Genomic DNA, 20,560 nt, shown 5'->3' with positions numbered 1-20,560 from the left:
CGCGCGTCGTCGAAGCGCGGCGAGGCCTTGACGGCACCGGATGCGGCGAGTAACCGGACTGGGCGGTTCGCCGGGTCTCAGCCTTCTCGCGGCGCCTGCGGCAGCATGGGGTCGAGTTGTTCGTACCCGGCGCGGAACACGACTCGCCCGACGTCGACGAGCTCCACGTCGTCCCACGCCACGAGGAACGACCCGCGATGCAGCCGGCGCTGCAGCCACGCGATGAGGAACGGACCGTCCTCGCCGCGACGCTCGTACCCCCACGTCGAGAAGCGGCTGTGCGAGCTCACGAGCACGCCCGTGACGACGGTCTCGGCGAGGAGCTGTGCGGGGGCGCCCGAGATCTCGAGCCGCACGTCGAGGACCGCGCCGAGCCGTCGGCCGTCGGCGTCGAACGCGTCGCTGCCGAGCAGGTCACTCAGGATCATGGCGGCCTCCGGGGATCCGGCCGATGAGGTGGCGGCTGACCCAGCGCTCCACCCACGACGCGTCGAGCGAGTCGGCGTCGACGCCGAGCCGCACGGTCGTGCCCACCGCCGACACGAGCTTCCACGGGATCACGATGCGCCGCGAGGCCGGCGCGTGGCCGCCGAAGAGGCGCATGAGCAGTTGGGGCCCGGTGAGGATGGCGGCGAGCGTGGGCGGCGGCGAGCCGGGTTCGATGCGCACTCCGAGCTCGATGCCGTCCAGCTCGAGGTCGTCGACCGTCGTCACGGGAACGCCTTCGCGGTCGAGCACCTGGCGGTCGAGGAGGTGCAGGTGCGCGTCGAGCACCCGCCCGCGCGGTGCGCGCGGGTCGCGCCGCGGCATCCGTCGCCCCGCGTCGCGGTCGTGGTCGCGGTCGTCGCGTGCGTCGGGCTCGTGCTCGTGCTCGTCGTTCATGCGCCGGCTCCCGTGATGATGAGCAGGGGGATCGCGGCCAGGGCGGCCGCCAGGATGATGACCAGGTACACCTGGCCCACGAAGTTCATGCCGCGGCCGTTGACGCGGTCGCCCATGTACTCGCGGTCGTTGGCGATGACGAGGATCGGCAGGTAGGTGAGCGGCAGCGCGACCGCCGAGAACACGACCGAGTACTCCGTGACGAGGATGGGATCCACCCCGGTCGCGAGGATCGCCACCGCGATGAGGAGGCACACGATCATCGAAAGATGGAACCGCGCCGCCTTCGCCGGCTTGCGGAACTTGCCCCACGACCAGCCGAAGTACTGCGCCAGCGTGTAGCCGCTCGACAGGGTGGTCTCGAGCGCCGCGCCGAACGTGGCGGCCAGGATGCCGACGATCACGAACGACAGGGCGATCTTGCCGCCGGCCTCGGCGACGGGCAGCACGACCTGGCTGAGGCTCGTCACGTCGATCGCCGCGGGCAGCAGCACCACGGCGGCGCAGCCGGCGATGGCGATCGAGAGCAGCCCGCCGAGGGGGAAGCCGACGAGCACGTTCAGCCGCGACTTCGCGAGGTCCTTCTCCGTCCACTTCTCCTCGATCGCGCCCGAGGAGAAGAAGAACACCTCGTAGGGGGTCATCGCCGCGCCGAACAGCGCGACCGCGTAGAACCAGTACGTCGCGACGGGCTCGTCGGCCGGCGGACCCGGCTGCAGGGCCTGGCCGGCCAGCTCGCCCCAGTCGGGTGTGAGCATGAACAGGGCCACCGCGAAGACGATGAGGGTGAGCCCGAGCAGCCCCGTCACGTTCTCGAGCAGCTCGAAGCGCGCCCGCCAGATCACGATCCAGACGCCGAACGCCGCGACCGGGACCCACCAGCCGGGGTCGACGCTCGTCGCCAGCTGCAGTGCGAGGGCGACGCCGCCGATCTCCGCGGTGACCGTGAGCAGGTTGATGAGGAACGACGCGGCGAGGTTCGCGAGCCCCGCGCGGGGGCCGAGGCGCTCGCGGATGATCTCGAACGTCGCCCGGCCGCTCACCGCGGCGACCCGGCCCGACATCTGCGCGTACACGCAGATGCCCACGACGCCGACCAGGACCACCCAGGCGAGGCCCAGCCCGAAGCGCGATCCCACCACGGCGTTCGTCACCAGGTCGCCGATGTCGACGAACCCGCCGATCGCGGTGAGCACCCCGAGGGCGACGGCGAAGATGTTCTTCACGGCCCGCCCTCCACGTCCTCGAGCCCGTCGGCGGCATCCTCCAGCTGCGGCACCGTGGCCTCGAGCGAGCCCACGCCGCCGAGCGCGTCGCGGGCGTCGTTCACGGCATCGAGCCCGTCGCCGAGTGCCCTCAGCACCTCGTCGCGGTAGGCGGCATCCGCCTCGCCCGTGACGTCGGTCTGGGACACGGTCGTCGCAGCACTGACGAGCTCGCGCCGCGCGTCACCGAGCGTCGCCTTGGCGGTCGTGGTGAACGTGCGGTCGTCGAGCTCCTGCTGCACCACGAGCCGTGCGGTCTCGACCGCGGCGATGCCCTGCCCGACGGCCTGCTCCATCGTGGCGGCGGCGTTCGTGCAGCCGGTGAGCAGCAGCGCGGCGGCGAGCACGAGGCATCCGGATGCCACGGGGCCGGCCGGCCCCGGATGGCGCCGTGCCTGCCGGCCGCGCGCGGATCCGCTCGCCCATCCCATGGCGAGATGCTCGCGCGATCGCGCGGACCTCGACAAGGCCTTGACAAGCGGTTCTCGCCGTACATGTGGTTGTCGAGTTCTTGCGAACGCTGACGTAGCATGGCCGCATGTCGAGAAGACTCGCGGATGTCGCGCGCAAGGTCGGGGTGAGCGAGGCCACCGTCAGCCGCGTGCTGAACGGCAAGCCCGGGGTCTCGGCGTCCACTCGCGACGCGGTGCTCACCGCCCTCGACGTGCTCGGCTACGAGCGGCCGACCAAGCTGCGCGGCGAGCGCGCCCGCCTCGTGGGCCTCGTGATGCCCGAGCTGCAGAACCCCATCTTCCCCGCGCTCGCCGAGGCGATCGGCGGCGGTCTCGCGCAGAACGGCTACACGCCGGTGCTCTGCATCCAGACCGCCGGCGGCATCTCCGAGTCCGACTACGTGGAGCTGCTGCTCCACCAGCAGGTCTCGGGCGTGATCTTCGCGGGCGGCGCGTACGCCCAGGCCGACGTGAACCACGACCACTACGACCGACTCGTCGAGCTGAAGCTGCCGACGGTGCTCGTGAACGCGCCGATCGACGGGCTCGGGTTCGCCACGGTCTCGTGCGACGACGCGACGTCGATGGAGCAGGCACTCGGGCACCTGCTGCAGCTCGGGCACGAGCGCATCGGCATCCTGCTCGGGCCGCGCGACCATGTGCCGTCCCAGCGCAAGCACGCCGCCGCGGTGCGCATGGCCGAGCGGCACGGCATCGAGCTGGGCCCCGACCGCATCGTGCACTCGCTGTACTCGCTCGAGTCGGGGCAGACGGCGGCCACGAAGCTGCTCGCGGCGGGCGTCACGGGCATCGTGTGCGCGAGCGACCCCATGGCGCTCGGCGCGATCCGCGCGGTGCGTCGCGCCGGGCTCCGCGTGCCCGACGACGTGTCGGTCATCGGCTACGACGACTCCGCGCTCATGAACTGCACCGAGCCGCCGCTCACGACCGTGCGCCAGCCCATCGAGGCCATGGGCCGCATGGTGATCGAGCTGCTCATGCGGCAGATGTCGAGCGAGGCGGCGATCGGCGACGAGGTGTTCTTCGCGCCCGAGCTCGTCGTGCGGGCGTCGACGGCGCCCGCGCCGCGCTGACCCGCGGCATCCCGACAGCTCCCTCCCCTCCCCGCCGGACCCCGCCGCCCCGCCGCCCCGCCGCCCCGCCGCCCTCGCCTCGAAATGTAGGAACTCCTGGCGCCGCCACGGCGTGTCGGGCGCGCGCCGCCGGCGCGGCATCCGGATCCTTCCTGCATTTCGGCGCTGGTCTGGGCCGCCCGCGGATGCCGCCGCCCCGCCGCCGCGGCATCCATGGCGCGTGAAATGAGCAAACCGCTCTCGCAACTTCATGAAACTGAGAGCAAGCGGATGCCGGTTTGTTGAAAAGTTGCACCAATCTGTTGCTGTCATTACGTTTCGGGGTATCGACGACGCCGTCTCCGACCGGACCGGCGCGCCGCCCGCCCGCCCGCACGGAGGAGACCGACCGCGTGACCATGCCACTCACCGAACCAGGCACGGTTCCCCCCGCCCTCGCCGACGACGCGACGTGGTGGCGCAGCGCCGTGATCTACCAGGTGTACGTGCGCAGCTTCGCCGACTCCGACGGCGATGGCACCGGCGACCTGCGCGGGGTGCGCAGCCGCCTCGGCTACCTCAAGGAGCTCGGCGTCGACGCCCTCTGGTTCAACCCCTGGTATCCGTCGCCGTTCGCCGACGGCGGCTACGACGTGGCCGACTACCGCGACATCCACCCGGCCTTCGGCACGCTCGAGGACGCCGAGCTGCTCATCAGCGAGGCGGCGCAGCTCGGCATCCGCACCATCATCGACATCGTCCCGAACCACGTCTCGAGCGAGCACGCGTGGTTCCAGGAGGCCCTGGCGGCCGGCCCGGGCAGTCCCGAGCGCGAGCGCTTCTGGTTCCACCCCGGCAAGGGCCCGAACGGCGACGAGATGCCGACGCGCTGGGTCTCGAACTTCCAGGGCGACACGTGGACCCGCACGACGAACGCCGACGGCACGCCGGGGGAGTGGTACCTCCACCTGTTCACCCCCGAGCAGCCCGACCTCAATTGGAACCACCCCGACGTGCGGGCCGAGCACGAGGACATCCTCCGCTTCTGGTTCGATCGCGGCGTCGCGGGCGTGCGCATCGACTCGGCCGGCCTGCTCATCAAGGATCCCGAGCTCTCCGAGGTGCCCGAGGTCGTGGCGCCGGGGCAGCACCCCACCGAGGACCGCGACGAGGTGCACGACGTGTACCGCTCGTGGCGGCGCATCGCCGACTCCTACGACGGCACCCGCGTGCTCGTCGGCGAGGTGTGGGTCCCCGACGCCGAGCGGTTCGCGGCCTACCTCCGTCCCGACGAGATGCACACCGCGTTCAACTTCGACTTCATGTCGCGCCCGTGGGATGCCGCGGCGCTGCGCACGTCGATCGACCTGATGCTCGCGGCGCACGCGCCCGTCGGCGCCCCGAGCACCTGGGTGCTCTCGAACCACGACGTGACGCGCCCCGTGACCCGATACGGCCGCGAGGACTCGAGCTTCGCCTTCGCGACGAAGCGGTTCGGCACGCCGACCGACCTCGACCTCGGCCGCCGGCGGGCCCGCGCCGCCGCCCTCCTCACCGCCGCGCTGCCCGGCTCGCTCTACCTCTACCAGGGCGACGAGCTCGGCCTGCCCGAGGTCGAGCTGCCCCGCGAGGTGCTCGAGGATCCGATGCACTTCCGGTCGGGCGGGGTCGACCCGGGCCGTGACGGATGCCGCGTGCCGCTGCCCTGGCGCGGGGCCGAGCCGCCCTTCGGCTTCAGCCCGGCGAGCCCCGCTGACGCCGCCGACGGCACCGCCGCCGCGCCCTGGCTGCCCCAGCCCGCCGAGTGGGCGGCCCTGACCGTGCAGGCGCAGGAGGCCGACCCGGGGTCGATGCTCTGGCTCTACCGCCAGGCCCTCCGCATCCGCAAGCGCGAGCGGGCGCTCGGCGACGGCCCGATGACGTGGCTCCCGAGCGAGCCGACCGCGCTCGTCTTCCAGCGCGGCGACGACGTCGTCAACGTGACCAACCTCGGCGCCGCGCCGATGGCGCTGCCCGACCACGACCGCATCCTCCTCGCGAGCGCCCCGCTCGTCGACGGGATGCTGCCCCCAGACTCCACGGCCTGGCTCCACCGATCCGCCTGACCGTCGAGGCCGCGGCCCGCACCACGCCGCGGCGCTTCCGCACCACATCCGCACCACACAGCACCGAAAGGACTGGACAATGAAGTCACCGAAAACAGTCGCGATCGCCGGCCTCGCCGCGTTCGCGATGGTGGGCGCCCTCGCCGCCTGCAGCGCAGGAGGCGCCAGCGACAGCGGCAAGACCGAGCTGCGCGTGGCGACCTTCCCGCCCGGCGCCGACGAGGCGGCCTACACCGCCTTCGCCGAGCAGGAGAAGCAGTTCGAGAAGGAGCACCCCGACATCGACATCATCGGTGTCGAATACGAGTGGGAGGGCCCCACCTTCGCCGTGCAGCTCGCCGGCGGAAGCCTGCCCGACGTCTTCACCGTGCCGTTCACCGACTCGAAGACGCTGCTCGAGAACGGCCAGCTGATGGACGTGACCGACGAGATCGACGAGCTCGGCTACACCGACAAGTTCAACCCGATCATCCTCGACGCCGTGAAGGACGGCGACCGCATCTACGGGTTCCCGCGCCAGGCCTACGCGATGGGCCTGCACTACAACCGCACCCTGTTCGAGCAGGCCGGGCTCGACCCCGACAACCCGCCGACGACGTGGGACGAGATCCGCGAGGCCGCGAAGACCATCTCGGAGAAGACCGGCAAGGCCGGGTTCATGGAGATGACGCAGAACAACACGGGCGGCTGGCAGCTCACCGCGGCCACCGCGGCGCGCGGCGGCAGCATCCAGGAGGACAACGGCGACGGCACGTACACGTCGACGATCGCCAACGACGCGACGAAGGCGCACCTGCAGTACCTGCACGACCTGCGCTGGGAGGACAACTCGCTCGGGTCGAACTTCCTGCTCGACTGGGGCACCATCAACCAGGAGTTCGCCGCCGGCAACATCGGCATGTACTCCTCGGGCTCCGACGTCTACACGGCGCTCGTGCGCGACTTCTCGCTGAACCCCGATGACTACGGCCTCACCGTCGTGCCCGTCGAGGACGGCGGCGGCACGCTCGGCGGTGGCGACATCGCGGTCGTCAGCCCGACGGTCGACGACGAGACCAAGGCCGCGGCGGTCACGTGGATCGACTGGTACTACATGCAGAAGCTCCTCGACGAGGACGCCGCCGTGCTCGACGCAAAGACCCTCGCCGAGAGCGACCAGGCCGTCGGCACGCCGGTGCTGCCGGTGCTCGACCGCGAGACCTACGAGGAGTCCCTCACCTGGATCGAGCCGTACATCAACGTGCCGCGCGACCAGATGACGCCGTTCATCGAGGGCGTCTGGGACCAGACCCCCATGGGGGAGCCGAAGGGCAAGACGCAGGAGATCTACGCGCTGCTCGACACCGTGGTGCAGGCCGTGCTCACCGAGGAGAACGCCGACATCGACGCGCTCCTCGAGCAGGCCGACGCCGACGCCCAGGCCCTGCTCGACGAGTAGGAGCCGAGCGGATGCCGCGAGCCGAACGTCCTCCCTGGGGCGGCTCGCGGCATCCGCCACCAGCACCCCCGACCCGACTGCCCTACCGGCGCCCACGAAGGATCACCGATGACCCTCACCGCCAAGCCGCCCGCCGCGCCACCCTCGGGCGGTGACGACGTGCCGCCCGCGGCATCCGCCCCACCGCGACGACGCCGCGGCATCCGCACCTGGGTGCGCGGCGGCGGGCTGTCGACGCTCGTCTTCTTCGCGCCGATGCTCATCGTCTTCACGGTGTTCAGCTGGTCGCCGATCGTGCAGTCGATGATCATGAGCCTGCAGAAGACGAACCTGCTCGACCCGCCGACCTGGGTGGGGCTCGACAACTTCGCGCACGTGCTGAACGATCCGCTGCTCGGCACCGCCGTCGTCAACACGGTCTACTTCGCGCTGCTCGCGCTGCTGTTCGGGTTCCCGCTGCCCATCTTCGTGGCGGTGCTGATGAGCGAGGTGCGGCGCGCGAAGGGCTTCTACTCGGCGCTCGCGTACCTGCCCGTGGTGGTGCCGCCGGTCGTCGCCGTGCTGCTCTGGAAGGTCTTCTACGACGCGAGCCCGACCGGCCTGTTCAACACGATCCTCGGCTGGGTCGGCATCCCGCCCCAGCCCTGGCTGCAGTCGTCGGCCACGGCGATGCCGTCGCTCGTGCTCGAGGCCACCTGGGCTGCGGCCGGCGGGGCGATCATCATCTACCTCGCGGCGCTGCTCAGCGTGCCGCCCGAGCTCTACGACGCCGCCGAGGTGGACGGCGCCACGATCTGGCAGAAGGTGTGGAACGTCACGCTGCCGCAGCTGCGCGGCATCCTCTTCATCATGCTTATCCTGCAGGTGATCGCGACGGCGCAGGTGTTCCTCGAGCCCTACCTCTTCACGGGCGGCGGGCCGAACAACGCGACGGTCACGATCCTGCTCCTCATCTATCGCTACGCCTTCCAGAACAGCCTCGGCGGCGACTACGGCGAGGCGACCGCGCTCAGCGTGATGCTCGCGATCGTGCTGGCCCTGCTCAGCTGGCTGTACTTCAAGCTCACCGAACGTTGGAGCACCTCATGACGACGACCCCGCCCCCGGTCTTCGAGGAAGTCGACGCCCCCCACGCGGCGACCGGCCTGCGCGGGGTCATCGGCCGCCGCCGGGCCGACCGCCGCAGCGACGAGCAGGGCGACCGCGGCATCGTCTCGGGCTTCGACCGCAAGAAGCGCGGCGTCCGGCTCGGAATGGGCGGCGTGCACCTCTTCCTCTTCGTCGGGCTCGTCGTGGCCGGCCTCGGCCCGCTGCTCTGGCTCGCGAAGTCGGCGGTGACGCCCACGCAGGACACGCTGCGCCAGCCGCTCGCGCTCTGGCCGAACGGCATCGACTGGGCCAACATCCCCCAGGCGTGGAACGACGTGCACATCGACCAGTACTTCTGGAACACGATCGTGATCGCCGCCGGCTCCTGGTTCTTCCAGCTGCTCATCGCCACGACGGCCGGCTACGCGCTCTCGGTGCTGCGCCCGAAGTACGGGCCGATCCTGAATGGTGCGATCCTGGCGACGATGTTCATCCCGGCGGTCGTGCTGCTCGTGCCGCTGTACCTCACGATCGTGAATCCGCCCCTCCTCGGCGACGTGTCGCTGCTCAACAACTACCTGGCGGTGTGGCTGCCGGCTGCGGCGAACGCGTTCAACATCCTGCTCGTGAAGCGCTTCTTCGACGCGCTGCCGCGAGAGGTGTTCGAGGCGGCGAAGACCGATGGCGCGGGGCCGTTCCGGCTGTTCTGGTCGGTGGTGCTGCCGATGTCGAAGCCGATCCTGGGGGTCGTGTCGGTGTTCGCGATCATCGCCGCGTGGAAGGACTTCCTCTGGCCGATGCTCGTGCTGCCCGATCCGGCGGTGCAGCCGCTGTCGGTGCGCCTGCCCGCGGTGCAGCAGTCGATCGAGCTCGACGTGTTCCTCGCGGCGCTTGCGATCTCGACGCTCATCCCCGTCGTGATGTTCCTCCTGTTCCAGGGTGTCTTCCTGCGCTCGGCCGGGCTCGGGGGCGCGGTCAAGGGCTGACGGGATGCCGCAGGGGTGACGGATGCCGCGGCGCKGGGCCCGCGGCATCCGTCACCCCGGCGCGTAGGCTGACTCGCGTGGAGCATCCGCGCGTCGTCGACCCGGCGCATCCGCTCATCGATCGCGTGCGCCGGATCTGCCTCGCCATGCCCGAGGCTGTCGAGGTCGAAGCCTGGGGCCGGCCGACGTTCCGGGCGGCGAAGCCCATCTTCGTGCACGTGGCCGCGACCGCCGACAACCCCTTCTCGATCATCGTGAAGACCGACCCCGAGGAGCACCTCGCGCTCGTGCAGGACGGCCGGTTCTTCGGCGCACCGTACTACGACCGGAACCGCTGGCTCGCGGTCGCGCTCGACGACCCCGACACCGATTGGGACCTGCTCGCCGAGGTCATCGAGACGTCGTACCGACAGGTCGCGAACCGCCGCCAACTCCTCGCGCTCGACGCCCTTCGGCCCGAGCACGCGGACGGCTGACGGCACCGCCGCTCGATTGGCATGATCGCACCTCGTACGTTAGAGTTGCGTGGTTGCCTGATCGCGCGGAAGCGAAGGTGACAACCAACGCGCCCGTAGCTCAACGGATAGAGCATCTGACTACGGATCAGAAGGTTGGGGGTTCGAATCCCTCCGGGCGCACACTGGTTGAGACAGTAGAGAAGCGGTTCGCGAAAGCGGGCCGCTTCTGTCGTTCCCGCGCGAGTTGTCGCGCATTCGGCACTTCCTGCGGCTTTGACCCCCGGTCGGGGGGTATTTTCGGCGCCGTGCAGATGTGATGCTGAGAATCCGCCGAACATCGGCGCGTGCGGCCCGACGCAGTCATGCTCGATGCTTTGCGTCCCGGCTATGCTCGGCTCAGATCTGATTCCGGTGATGGAAGTCGGGATATGCGGGGTGCGCGAAACGGGGGGACCGTGGTCTCGTCGAATCGGGAGGGACGCCACGACGTCGGGCGAGTCGCCAGCCTCATGCGTCGGGGGTACGCGCTGCTGATCGGAGCGGCGATCACCCTGGTGGTGTTCCACGAGCTGACGTCCATCTTCACGGGCAGCCACTCGCACGGCGGCCACCTCGGGTTGATCCCCGAGCTCCACACCGGCGACCTCGTCTGGGCGGCGCCGGCGATCGCGGCCGGCATCGGCGTCGGGGTGTCGCTCGTCGTGGTCTCCGCGTCGCAAACGGGCATCGCCATGCTCGAGCGGTTCGGGCTCCCGGGGCTCGGCGCCGACGCCCGCGCCCGCGCCAACGGGCTGACGTGGGGAGCGATCGCGATGCTCGGCGTGCACTTCACCGGCGCCGCGTTCGACGTGGTGCCGGGCGGGCACACCGTGGCCGCCATCAGCCTGGGCGTCGTGCTGTGCCTCGGAACGGCCAGGCTGCATCGCATCGCCATCGAGCACGAGGCCTACCGCACGTTCAACCTCATCGCCATGCTGCTCGCGGCCGGCAGCCTCGCGAGCATGAGCCTCACCCCGACGGGCGCGTGGTGGACCCACAACTTCAGCACCCTCGGCACGTCGGACGATGTCGCGGCTGCATGCTTCAACATCGCGATCGTGGTGTCGGGCGCCGGCATGGCGGCGATGTCCGGGGGACTGACCCGCGCGGTCGCCGACGTGCGCTTCGGCGTGCGGCGCGGCGGACTCACGACCATGCGCGTGCTCATCGTGCTCATCGGGGTCAGCCTCATGGGCGTCGGCCTCTTCCCGATCGACGGCGACAGCACCATCCACAACGCCGCCGCCCTCGGCGCGGCCGTGTCGTTCGCCGTGCTGGCGATGGGCGTGCAGCTCTGGGCGCGACGCCTTCCGCGCACGCTCGTCGTCGCGTCCTACGCGTCCATCGTCGTCGAGGTCGCGGCGATGGTGGCCTACGACCGGCTCGGCGTCTTCAACCTCACCGTGTTCGAGATCGTCGCATTCACGCTCGTCTTCGCGTGGCTCATCGCCCTCGTCGCGATCACGCACGCGAGCCCGGTGGTGACGGATGCCGCGGCGGCTCCGCATCTCGCCGCACGGCGTCCGGGCGGCTCGCACGTGCCCGCTCACCGCGGGCGCCGCCGGATCGCGACCGCCGCCCACCCGGGTGCCGCCGCGGGTCCCGCGTCGCGCCCGGTTCCGAGGCCGCCGGCTTCCCGGCCGGCTCCTCGCCGACCCGAGCGGCGCGACCGGACGCTGGAGCACGCCGGGATTCCGTCACCCGACCTCGTCGGTGCGCCGTCTCCGGCCGGCGCAGGAATGCGGTGGGGCGGTGAGCGCGTTGTGATGAGCGGGCGGGTCGCACGGGGCATCCGGCGATGGCCCGGTCTCGCGATGGAGGAACTCATGCACGACACCGTCAAGATCGAGCGCAACGATGCGGCGGAGCGCTACGATCTCACCCTGGACGGCGAGCGCGTGGGCTTCGCGCAGTATCGTGCCACCCCCGGGCGCATCGTCTTCACGCACACCGTCGTGGAACCCGACCACGAGGGCCAGGGCCTCGGCAGCCGCCTCGCGAAGTTCGTGCTCGACGACGCCGTCGCGCGCGGCGACCGCATCGTGCCGCGCTGCCCGTTCATCGCGGCCTACCTGCGCGAGCATCCCGGGTACGAGGCGTCCGTCGACTGGCCCGCGTGACCGCTGAGCCGGCGACGGCCGGCACTGCCCCGTCCTCGGCTCCCGAGTCGTTTTGACCCTCATTCGGGGCCCTGTGGGATTCGCCACGCGCGATTAGATTCGAGGGAGCCCGAGTCGGCCCGATACCCGACAGTTCCGTCATGCCATGACGACCTGCGACCGTCGACAGATGTTTGCTCGGGATCCTGCTCGCCGAGCTCAGTTCGGGTCGCTCGGTGGGAGAGGTCTCCCCTGGAGACCGCGGTGGGGTGGGAGGTAGGGTTCCCACCCCACCGTCCCGGCGGACCGGGAGTGCGCGGACGTCGGCCCGGCAACCGCTATCGGGCTGCCTCCAGTGCGCCGCGGACGGTGTCGAGCAGTTCGTGCCAGGAGACGATGAACTTCTCGACGCCTTCGCGTTCGAGGACCGCGGTGACGTCGTCGTAGTCGACGCCGACCCGGGCGAGCGCGTCGAGCACGGCGCCGGCGTCGGCGTACGCGCCGGTCACCGTGTCGCCGACGATCTCGCCGTGGTCGAAGGTCGCCTCGAGGGTCTTCTCGGGCATGGTGTTCACCACGCCGGGCGCGACGAGCTCGGTGACGTAGAGGGTGTCGGGCAGCGCCGGGTCCTTGACCCCGGTCGACGCCCACAGCGGACGCTGCCGGTTCGCGCCGGCCTCAAGGAGCGCGGTSGCCCGSTCRCCGCCGAACACCTCCTCGTACAGCTGGTACGCGAGCCGGGCGTTCGCGATGCCCGCCTTGCTCTTCAGGCCCAGGGCCTCGTCGGTGCCGATCTGCGCGAGTCGCTTGTCGATCTCGGTGTCGACSCGGGACACGAAGAACGACGCGACCGAGTGGATCGTGGCCAGGTCGATGCCCGCGGCCTTCGCCTGCTCCAGGCCGGTGAGGTACGCGTCGATGACCTGCCGGTACCGGTCCAGGCTGAAGATCAGCGTCACGTTCACGCTGATCCCCGCGCCGATCGCCGCGGTGATCGCCCCGAGCCCCTCGACCGTCGCCGGGATCTTGATCATCACGTTCGGACGATCCGCCTTCTCCCACAACGCATGCGCCTCGCCGACCGTCGCGTCGGTGTCGTGCGCGACCCCCGGCTGGACTTCGATGGACACGCGGCCGTCGTAGCCGTCAGTGCGGTCGTACACCGCTCGCAGGTGATCCGCGGCGTCGCGCACGTCATGGGTCGTGATCTCGAAGATCGCGCGCTCCACGTCGGCCCCCTCGGCGGCAAGGGCGTGGATGGCATCGGTGTACGACTCTCCGTCGGCGAAGGCCGTGGCGAAGATGGTCGGGTTCGTCGTCACGCCGACGACATCGCGTTCGCCGATGAGCCGCTCGAGCTCACCGGTGGTGATCCGCTTCCTGGACAGGTCGTCCAGCCAGATGCTGACGCCGGCTCGTGACAACGCGGCGGTGGGGGTGTTGGTGCTCATGGGAGTAGTCTCCGCCCTTTCCGTTCGAGCGGCGAGGGCGGTGACTACCACGAACCGACGGCACGGGCAAGGGTCGTGCGGTCTCGAACGGACGCGCGGGGAGCGCCATACGATCAGGCATGGCGTCTCCCCGTCCGCCGCAGCCCGATGCGGCGAAGATCGAAACCGAACGTGTCGAGTCGGCGAGCATCTTCGTCGTCGATTCGGCCATCGACGCCACCGCGGTCGATGGGCTCCACGAGGTGCCGCGCCTGGTCGCGAAGGCGAAGCGGCATCACGGGTTCGTGTGGCTGCACCTCGTCGATCCCGAGGAGGAGACCGTCGACCGGGCACGCGAGACCCTCGGCATCCATCCGATCGCGGCCGCCGACGTGGTGTCGGGGCGACAACAGCCCAAGGTGCAGAAGTTCGCCGAGCACCTCTTCATCCTGCTGTGGAGCATCCTCCCGCGCGGCGACTCGGGCGACCTCGTCCTCGGGCAGACGTACCTCTACATCGGCGACGGCTGGCTGCTCACGGTGCAGCGAGGCGAGGGCGGTGAACTGACCGACCTCCCCGAGCTGCTGAACGACGCGCCCGAGAACCTCCGGAACGCGGCGATGCCGGCAGCGTACACGATCATGGCCGAGGTCGTCGACGGGTACGCGAAGGCGGCCGCCGACGTCGAGTCCGATCTCGAGTCGCTCGAGGAGCAGGTGTTCAGCGAAGCCACCACCGAGGATCACCGTCGCATCTACGAGATCCGCAAGGACATCGGCCGCATCGACCGGGCCGTCTCGAGCATCGCGGCCGCACTGCGCGAGAGCACGCAGCACCTCGAGGCCCTCACGGTGGGAAACGACGAGATCGTCCCCTACCTGCACGACCTGCTCGACGATGCGGCCGGGACGGCGGCACTGATCAACAACCAGAGCCGAGCGCTGGACGCGATCCTCTCCAGTCACGAGAACAACGTGGCCGCGCGACAGAACCAGGACATGCGGACCATCTCGGCATTCGCGGCCCTGCTCGCGTTGCCGACGCTCATCGCGGGCCTCTACGGCATGAACTTCAAGAACCTGCCGCTCGTGCAGTGGCAGTACGGATGGCTGGTCGTCGCCGGCGCGATCGTCGTGGTCGATGTCGTGATCTACCTGATGTTCAAGCGACGCCACTGGCTCTGACGAGCCTTCACATCAAGAGCGGGTCGGCCGCCTGCGCGACCGTGTGGTCCAGTCCGGATCCGGGCATGACAGTCGCGACCGACGGGGCGAAGGCACGCACCTCGCCGCGACGGATGGCGAGCCCGTAGGACGAGAGCACGTCGCGCACCGCGCGGGTGTCCAGCGCGGTCGTCAACGTCCAGACGATCGCACGTTCGATGTCCTCGGCGTCGGCAGGGTCGGGCATGTTGCCGAGCAGGACGGACTCGTCTTCGATCTCGATTCCGAGCCGGACCTGAACCTCGTGGGTGAGATGGTTCATGGCTCGAACCTCGCACATCTGCGTTCGCGCGTCGATGGGGTTGCGGTCGCAGCCGTATCGTCGTAGCGCCGGCTGCGCCGGGGCCAGTCAGGCCGGGCGCGGCCCGTCGACCAGCGCCTCGAGGTGCGCGAGCAGGTCGGCGGGGTCGTCGAACACCCGCTGCGCACCCGCCGCTCGGAGCTCCCCGTCGGAGATGCCGCCCGAACGCAGGCCGTAGGCCGTGACGCCGGCGCGCCCCGCGGCGATCATGTCCCAGGTGGAGTCGCCGACGAACAGGGCCTCGGGCGCTTCCGCTCCCGCTCGCTCGAGCGCCACCTCGATCAGGGTCGGTGCGGGCTTGGCGGTCTCGACGTCGTCGGCCGACGTCGCGGCGTGGATGGCGGCATCCGCGTCGATGGCCTCGCGCAGCAGTCGCAGCTCGTCCTGTGGTGCCGATGTCGCGAGCACGACCCGGATGCCGCGGCCGTCGAGTGCCGTGAGGAGCTGCCGAACACCGTCGAACCTGCGGAGCCGCGGCGCGAGCTCGCCGTAGTACTCGGCGTGCAGGCGCTTCACCTCGTCGACCCACGCGGAATCGCGGTCACCCGCGAGCGACTCGACGAGCAGCGCCGAATCCTGTCCGATCGCGCGGTGGATGCGCCAGCTGTCGACCTCGACGCCGCACCGCGCGAACGCCCGCTGCCAGGCGTCGACGTGCAGCAGGTTCGAGTCGACGAGCGTGCCGTCGACGTCGAACAGGACGGTGCGCGTGGCGGAGGATCCCATCGCTCCGGTCTACACCCGACCGCGGGACGGGGCGACGGGTTGACGGGCGCGGTTCAGCTGCCGGATGCCGCGTCGGCGTCGAGCTGGGAGGCGGGCCGTTCCCCGACCGACTCCCGGAGCCGGTCGCACAGCGCGATGAGCTCGCGGAGCTCGGCTTCGTCGAGGGCCGAGCCGACGTGGCGGTCGATGGTGTCCATGTGCCGGAATGCGACGCGGCGGAAGAGGGCGAAGCCCTCCTCGGTGATGCCGACGATGGTGCCGCGACCGTCGTCGGGGTCGTGCATCTTCGTCACGAGTCCGCGGGAGGCGAGACGGTCGACGAGGCGGCTGACGCTCGGCTGGGTGATGAGCACCGAGCGGTTGAGGTCTTTCAGCCGCAGGCGGCGTCCGGGTGCCCGCGTGATGTTGAAGAGCACGTCGTACTCGTTGAGCGAGATGACGTCGCTCGGGAACTCGGCGGCGAGTGCCCGCATGATCGTGACCTGGGCGCGGAAGAGCGACTCCCATGCGGCCACCGTGATCGCGCGTTCCGCCACCTTGGTCTCCCCTCGACGTGTCGACGCCGGGCCTTCCGACCCGGACTCATCCAAGGATAGGGAAACCGGGGCGGGAACGGGTGAGGGCCGGTCGTAGAGGCTGACGACCGACCCTCGCCCTTGCACCAAGAGTGTCCTGCAATCACATTCCGCATCCACCGCCACAGCAAACAGTGGATGCGTAATGAATATATAACGGATCGATAACGGGCGCTAGTTATCGTTCTGTGATTTTCGGAAATCAGTACAGGTCGGGCGACGGCGTCGAGGCCTGGCGGATCGACACGTCGGCGTGGCGGTCGAACCGGTACCCCACGCCGCGCACCGTGCGCACGATGTCCTGGTAGTGCGCGAGCTTCGAGCGCAGCCGCCGCACGTGCACGTCGATGGTGCGCTCGCTCGGTGCCTCGTCGTCGGCGTCCCACAGGCTGTCGATGAGCTCGTGCCGGTCGATCGTGCGGCCCTCACGGAGCACGAGGTACTGCAGGAGCTCGAACTCCTTGTAGGTGAGGCCGGCGGCCTCGCCGTCGAGCAGCACGCGCTTGCGGGAGATGTCGATGATGACGCCGTTCGGGTGGCGGTCGGCGTCGTCGCGCGTGCCCTGGCCCTCGCGCTGCTTGGCGAGGGCGGCCGGGTCCTGTAGGGCGAGGCGCACGACGTCGACATCCCGGCCACCCGAGCCCTCGGGGGCCAGGGCGACGGCCGCGTAGGTCTCGGCCGACGGGGCGACCTCGGCCGTCAGGGTGCGGAGCGCCTCGACGATGCGGTGCAGCGTCGTGCCGTCGGCGATGGCCTTCGCCTCGTCGATGCCGACGTAGAGCACGAAGCCGCGCGCCTCGGTGCCCTCCGGAACGGCGCGGACGCGGGGAGCGGCGGCGCGGGCGGCGGGCGCCGACTCGGCCGGAGCGGCCTGCGTGGTCGGCGCCTCTGCGGGGCGCGGCGCGATCGAGACGGGGCGGGCCGGCACATCGGGCAGCGACGGGGCGGTGCGGACGGCGGCGGTGCGGACGGGTGCGAGAGCGAGAGACATGACGATTCCTTGTGCGAAGAAGGTGCGGCGATGGACCCCTCGAGACGGGGTCGATGCGAATGGCCGTTCGGCCTGGCGAACCGCCGGTGCGGCTGGTTCAGTGGAGTCGCGGTCGATCGGGGTGCGGATCGGCTGCGGGACTCGGCGGTCGGGTCGCGGTCAGCGGCACATTCGACAACACATGGACGCGCGCGCCGGCATCATCATGCCGGTCGTCCTGAGAGCCTCGGGGGCGGTCAGGGTGCGTGCGGTGTCGGTCATGGGGAGAGTCAATCCGAGGTCGGAGCGTGTGTCAATTCATGACGGCGGGATGACGCGGTGTGACGGCGCAGACGGTGCGCGTCGCGGTGCGGCATCCGGGAGGATCGGGTGGGCGGATGCTGCGTGCAAAAGGATCTGCGAGAAAAGATCGTTCAGAAAAATCTTCCGCAGTTCCATCTCGCCCGTGCAGCGGTCAGCGTGAAGATCCTTCGGCGCGAGGACGGAAGCTCGCAGAGTGTAACGGTCGTCAGACCGTGCCGTAGAGGCGGTCGCCGGCGTCGCCGAGGCCCGGCACGATGTAGCCGTGCTCGTTGAGGCGCTCGTCGACGGCGCCGAGTACGACGGTGACCTCGCGGCCGTGCAGCGCCTCCTCGACGGCCTTCAGGCCCTCGGGCGCGGCGAGGATGCAGATCGCCGTGACATCCGTCGCCCCGCGGGCGAGCAGGAACTCGATCGCCGCGGTGAGCGACCCGCCGGTGGCCAGCATCGGATCGAGCACGAAGCACTGGCGGTCGCTGAGGTCGTCGGGCAGGCGCTCGGCGTAGGTCGTCGGCTCCAGCGTCTCCTCATTGCGCGCCATGCCGAGGAATCCGACCTCGGCGCTCGGCAGCAGCTTCACCATGCCGTCGAGCATGCCGAGGCCCGCGCGGAGGATCGGCACGATGAGCGGCTTGGGATCGGCGATGCGCACGCCCGTCGTGGGGGCCACCGGGGTGACGATGTCGACCGGTTCGACGCGCACCCCGCGGGTGCCCTCGTAGGCGAGCAGCGTCATCAACTCCTCGACCAGCGCGCGGAAGATCGGCGACGGCGTGTTCACGTCGCGGAGCACCGTCAGCTTGTGGGTGATGAGCGGGTGATCGGCAACGTGGACTCGCATAGGCTCGAGTCTAGTTGCGGGGAATCCCGCGGACGGGAGGGGCTCGTGGAGCTGCCGATCCACCGCGAGTGGATGCGCCTCGCCCTCGCCGAGGCCGAGCAGGCGCCGGCCACGCGCGACGTGCCGGTCGGTGCGGTCGTCGTGAACGGCAACGGCATCGTCATCGCGGCGAGCCGCAACGAGCGCGAGCTCGTGGGCGACCCGACGGCGCACGCCGAGGTGCTCGCGCTCCGTGCCGCGGCGGAGTCGACCGGCGACTGGCGGCTCACCGACTGCACGCTCGTGGTGACGCTCGAGCCCTGCGTCATGTGCGCGGGCGCGATCCTCGCCGCGCGCGTGCCGACGGTGGTGTTCGGCGCCTGGGACGAGCGCGCCGGCGCCGCCGGGTCGCTCTACGACGTGCTCCGCGACCGGCGGCTCAACCATCGGGTCGAGGTGTTCCCGGGCGTCGAGGCCGAGGCATCCGCTCGCCTGCTGCTCGCCTTCTTCGAGGACCCGCTCAGGCGTCCGCCGAGCGAGCTCGATTAGCGGCTAGCTCGCGCGCTCGCGCAGCACGCGCTCGCGCGCCTCGAGCCCGTCGAGGTACTCCGAGAGCAGGGCAGCGGATGCCGCGTTCGCGCGCGGCCCGTGCCAGGCACGCTCCGCGCGCAGCTGCTCGGCGCTGCGGCCGTACTCGGGCAGTTCGTGGCCCCAGAGGCGGAGCCACTCCTCGTGGATCGCGTCGTCGACCTCGGGATGGAACTGCACCGCGAGCAGCCAGTCGCCTCGGGCGAACGCCTGGTTCTCGTACTGCTCCGACGACGCGAGGCGCTCGACTCCCTCGGGCAGTTCGAACGTGTCGCCGTGCCACTGCACCGTCGGCACGCCGGCGAAGTGCCGCACAGGTGAGGCCGCGCCGGCGTCGGTGAGCTCGACCTCGAGCCAGCCGACCTCCTTGCGCGGGCCCTTGCGCACCTCGGCCCCGAGGGTCTTCGCGAGCAGCTGCGCGCCGAGGCACACGCCGAAGACCGGCGCCTCGGCGTCGACGCGGGCGGCGAGCAGGCGCACCTCGTCGGTGAGGTACGGGAAGCGATCGGCCTCGTACGCCCCCTCCTCGCCGCCGAGCACGACGACGAGGTCGGCGGCGAGCGGGTCGAGCGCGCCCAGGTCCTGGTGAGGCGTGTCGACGGTCACGATCTCGTAGCCGTGCGCCTCCAGCGTCGGGCGCAGGTTGCCGAGCCCGATCGCGGCATCGTGCCGCAGCACGAGCGCGGTGCGTCGAGCGGATGCCGCGTGGCGCGCGGCATCCGTCGCGGCATCCGTCACTCGAGGCCCTTGATGACGATGGCGTCGGTGGGCGGTGCCGCGAGGTTCGGGTCGACGTAGATGTCGGGCTCGATGTAGATGATCCGCGCCGCGGGCACCGCCTCGCGGACCCGCCGTTCGATGATGTTGGTCGCGGTCGACACCTCGAGGAGTGACTGGTCGCCGTGGAAGCCGACCTTCGCGGCGACGAGCAACTCATCGGGTCCGACGTAGAGGGTCTTCATGTGGATGATGCGCTCGGCCTCGGGGCCCGCGAGGACGGCCCGCTCGATCTTCTGGAGGTCGTCGTCGTTCGCGCCCTCGCCGACGAGCAGGCTCTTCGTCTCCATGCCGAGCACGATGGCGACGACGATGAGCAGCGCGCCGATGAACAGGGTGCCGATGGAATCGAAGACCGGGTTGCCCGTGAGCCACGTGAGCCCGACGCCGATGAACGCGAAGACCAGGCCGATGAGCGCGGCGACGTCCTCGAGCAGCACCACGGGCAGCTCAGGCGCCTTCGCGCGGCGCACGAACTGCACCCACGTCTGCTTGCCGCGCACGTGGTTGGACTCCTTGACGGCCGTGCGCAGCGAGATGGACTCGAGGATGATCGCGATCGTGAGCACCAGCATCGGCAGCCAGGGCACCTCGAGCGGCTCGGGGTGGTTCAGCTTCTCGATGCCCTCGTAGATCGAGAACACGCCGCCGACCGAGAACAGGATGATCGAGACGACGAAGGCGTACACGTATCGCTCGCGGCCGTAGCCGAACGGATGCTCCTTGTCGGCCTGCTTCTTCGCCTGGCGGCCGCCGAAGATGAGCAGCAGCTGGTTGCCCGAGTCGGCGAGCGAGTGCACGCCCTCGGCCAGCATCGCCGACGACCCCGAGAAGAACCACGCGATGAACTTCGTGATCGCGATGCCGAGGTTGGCGAGAAATGCCGCGATGATGGCCCTGGTGCCGCCCGATGCGCTCATGGCGTCAATCCTAGGATGGTCGC

21 protein-coding genes and 1 tRNA gene are annotated in these 20,560 nt (G+C 70.4%); 10 read left to right on the top strand and 12 right to left on the bottom strand.

Annotation, left to right across the window (positions count from 1 at the left end; genetic code table 11):
* Positions 1–77: 77 nt before the first annotated feature.
* Genes AC1DZA_RS11150 through AC1DZA_RS11135 form a run of 4 tightly spaced genes read right to left on the bottom strand, consistent with a single transcriptional unit; the run spans position 78 to position 2,578 of the window.
* Positions 78–428, bottom strand: coding sequence for a PRC-barrel domain-containing protein (locus AC1DZA_RS11150; protein ID WP_476761255.1), 351 nt, complete (start codon positions 426–428; stop codon positions 78–80).
* On the bottom strand, positions 415–882 hold the full coding sequence (locus AC1DZA_RS11145; RefSeq protein ID WP_476761256.1) for a PRC-barrel domain-containing protein: 468 nt from the start codon (positions 880–882) through the stop codon (positions 415–417). Before AC1DZA_RS11145 ends, AC1DZA_RS11150 begins: the two co-directional genes overlap by 14 nt.
* Entirely contained in the window at positions 879–2,108 is a 1,230-nt protein-coding gene (locus tag AC1DZA_RS11140) for an Nramp family divalent metal transporter (protein WP_476772799.1), read from the bottom strand. Before AC1DZA_RS11140 ends, AC1DZA_RS11145 begins: the two co-directional genes overlap by 4 nt.
* On the bottom strand, positions 2,105–2,578 hold the full coding sequence (locus AC1DZA_RS11135) for a hypothetical protein (RefSeq protein WP_476761258.1): 474 nt from the start codon (positions 2,576–2,578) through the stop codon (positions 2,105–2,107). The genes AC1DZA_RS11140 and AC1DZA_RS11135 overlap by 4 nt, the downstream gene beginning before the upstream one ends.
* 107 nt (positions 2,579–2,685) lie before the next feature.
* Here AC1DZA_RS11135 and AC1DZA_RS11130 point away from each other — a divergent pair, with 107 nt between their 5' ends.
* The 8 genes from AC1DZA_RS11130 to AC1DZA_RS11095 all read left to right on the top strand — a co-directional run bounded on the left by AC1DZA_RS11130 (position 2,686) and on the right by AC1DZA_RS11095 (position 11,907).
* Positions 2,686–3,693, top strand: a complete 1,008-nt coding sequence (locus AC1DZA_RS11130) for a LacI family DNA-binding transcriptional regulator (protein ID WP_476772798.1) — start codon at positions 2,686–2,688, stop codon at positions 3,691–3,693.
* A gap of 398 nt (positions 3,694–4,091) precedes the next feature.
* Entirely contained in the window at positions 4,092–5,777 is a 1,686-nt protein-coding gene (locus tag AC1DZA_RS11125) for a glycoside hydrolase family 13 protein (protein WP_476772866.1), read from the top strand.
* A 79-nt stretch (positions 5,778–5,856) separates the two neighbouring features.
* On the top strand, positions 5,857–7,215 hold the full coding sequence (locus AC1DZA_RS11120; RefSeq protein WP_476772797.1) for an ABC transporter substrate-binding protein: 1,359 nt from the start codon (positions 5,857–5,859) through the stop codon (positions 7,213–7,215).
* Positions 7,216–7,323: 108 nt separating this feature from the next.
* Entirely contained in the window at positions 7,324–8,304 is a 981-nt protein-coding gene (locus tag AC1DZA_RS11115) for a carbohydrate ABC transporter permease (protein ID WP_476772796.1), read from the top strand.
* A complete protein-coding gene (locus AC1DZA_RS11110; RefSeq protein WP_476762975.1) occupies positions 8,301–9,290 on the top strand; it encodes a carbohydrate ABC transporter permease in 990 nt (329 codons plus the stop codon). Before AC1DZA_RS11115 ends, AC1DZA_RS11110 begins: the two co-directional genes overlap by 4 nt.
* A 77-nt stretch (positions 9,291–9,367) precedes the next feature.
* A complete protein-coding gene (locus tag AC1DZA_RS11105) occupies positions 9,368–9,766 on the top strand; it encodes an MmcQ/YjbR family DNA-binding protein (RefSeq protein WP_476772795.1) in 399 nt (132 codons plus the stop codon).
* 89 nt (positions 9,767–9,855) lie between these two features.
* Positions 9,856–9,928, top strand: a tRNA-Arg gene (locus tag AC1DZA_RS11100).
* A gap of 275 nt (positions 9,929–10,203) precedes the next feature.
* On the top strand, positions 10,204–11,907 hold the full coding sequence (locus AC1DZA_RS11095) for a GNAT family N-acetyltransferase (RefSeq protein ID WP_476772794.1): 1,704 nt from the start codon (positions 10,204–10,206) through the stop codon (positions 11,905–11,907).
* Between the two features lie 317 nt (positions 11,908–12,224).
* Here AC1DZA_RS11095 and tal read toward each other — a convergent pair whose 3' ends face one another.
* Complete coding sequence (gene tal, locus AC1DZA_RS11090; protein ID WP_476772793.1) at positions 12,225–13,337, bottom strand: transaldolase; 1,113 nt, start codon at positions 13,335–13,337, stop codon at positions 12,225–12,227.
* 119 nt (positions 13,338–13,456) lie between these two features.
* Between tal and AC1DZA_RS11085 the strand changes: the two genes are divergently transcribed.
* Complete coding sequence (locus AC1DZA_RS11085; protein ID WP_476772792.1) at positions 13,457–14,500, top strand: CorA family divalent cation transporter; 1,044 nt, start codon at positions 13,457–13,459, stop codon at positions 14,498–14,500.
* 7 nt (positions 14,501–14,507) lie between these two features.
* Here the strand turns inward: AC1DZA_RS11085 and AC1DZA_RS11080 are convergent, their stop codons facing one another.
* The 5 genes from AC1DZA_RS11080 to upp all read right to left on the bottom strand — a co-directional run bounded on the left by AC1DZA_RS11080 (position 14,508) and on the right by upp (position 18,273).
* Positions 14,508–14,801, bottom strand: a complete 294-nt coding sequence (locus AC1DZA_RS11080; RefSeq protein WP_309974958.1) for a hypothetical protein — start codon at positions 14,799–14,801, stop codon at positions 14,508–14,510.
* 87 nt (positions 14,802–14,888) lie between these two features.
* Positions 14,889–15,566 carry an HAD family hydrolase gene (locus AC1DZA_RS11075; protein ID WP_476772791.1) on the bottom strand — a complete coding sequence of 226 codons (678 nt, stop codon included), beginning with the start codon at positions 15,564–15,566 and terminating at the stop codon, positions 14,889–14,891.
* 53 nt (positions 15,567–15,619) lie between these two features.
* Positions 15,620–16,102, bottom strand: a complete 483-nt coding sequence (locus tag AC1DZA_RS11070; RefSeq protein ID WP_309974952.1) for a MarR family winged helix-turn-helix transcriptional regulator — start codon at positions 16,100–16,102, stop codon at positions 15,620–15,622.
* A 241-nt stretch (positions 16,103–16,343) separates the two neighbouring features.
* The gene (locus tag AC1DZA_RS11065; RefSeq protein ID WP_309974948.1) at positions 16,344–17,132 is read right to left on the bottom strand and encodes a winged helix-turn-helix domain-containing protein; all 789 of its coding nucleotides are present in this window, start codon (positions 17,130–17,132) and stop codon (positions 16,344–16,346) included.
* Positions 17,133–17,640: 508 nt separating this feature from the next.
* Positions 17,641–18,273: a uracil phosphoribosyltransferase gene (gene upp / locus AC1DZA_RS11060; RefSeq protein WP_476763796.1), complete on the bottom strand. Its 633-nt coding sequence runs from the start codon at positions 18,271–18,273 to the stop codon at positions 17,641–17,643.
* Positions 18,274–18,318: 45 nt separating this feature from the next.
* On the opposite strand from upp, the gene tadA reads away from it, so the two are divergent.
* Positions 18,319–18,801 (top strand): tRNA adenosine(34) deaminase TadA, encoded by a 483-nt coding sequence (tadA, locus tag AC1DZA_RS11055; protein ID WP_476763795.1) that lies wholly within the window; start codon positions 18,319–18,321, stop codon positions 18,799–18,801.
* 3 nt (positions 18,802–18,804) lie between these two features.
* Here tadA and AC1DZA_RS11050 read toward each other — a convergent pair whose 3' ends face one another.
* Positions 18,805–19,578 carry a glutamine amidotransferase-related protein gene (locus tag AC1DZA_RS11050; protein ID WP_476772790.1) on the bottom strand — a complete coding sequence of 258 codons (774 nt, stop codon included), beginning with the start codon at positions 19,576–19,578 and terminating at the stop codon, positions 18,805–18,807.
* The gene (locus tag AC1DZA_RS11045) at positions 19,575–20,537 is read right to left on the bottom strand and encodes a cation diffusion facilitator family transporter (RefSeq protein ID WP_476772789.1); all 963 of its coding nucleotides are present in this window, start codon (positions 20,535–20,537) and stop codon (positions 19,575–19,577) included. The genes AC1DZA_RS11050 and AC1DZA_RS11045 overlap by 4 nt, the downstream gene beginning before the upstream one ends.
* Positions 20,538–20,560: the final 23 nt, after the last annotated feature.

This window comes from Agromyces sp. P2_B3 (genome assembly GCF_056404815.1).
The sequence above is the reverse complement of the archived record's forward strand: the minus strand, read 5'-3'. Positions and strand labels throughout refer to the sequence as shown.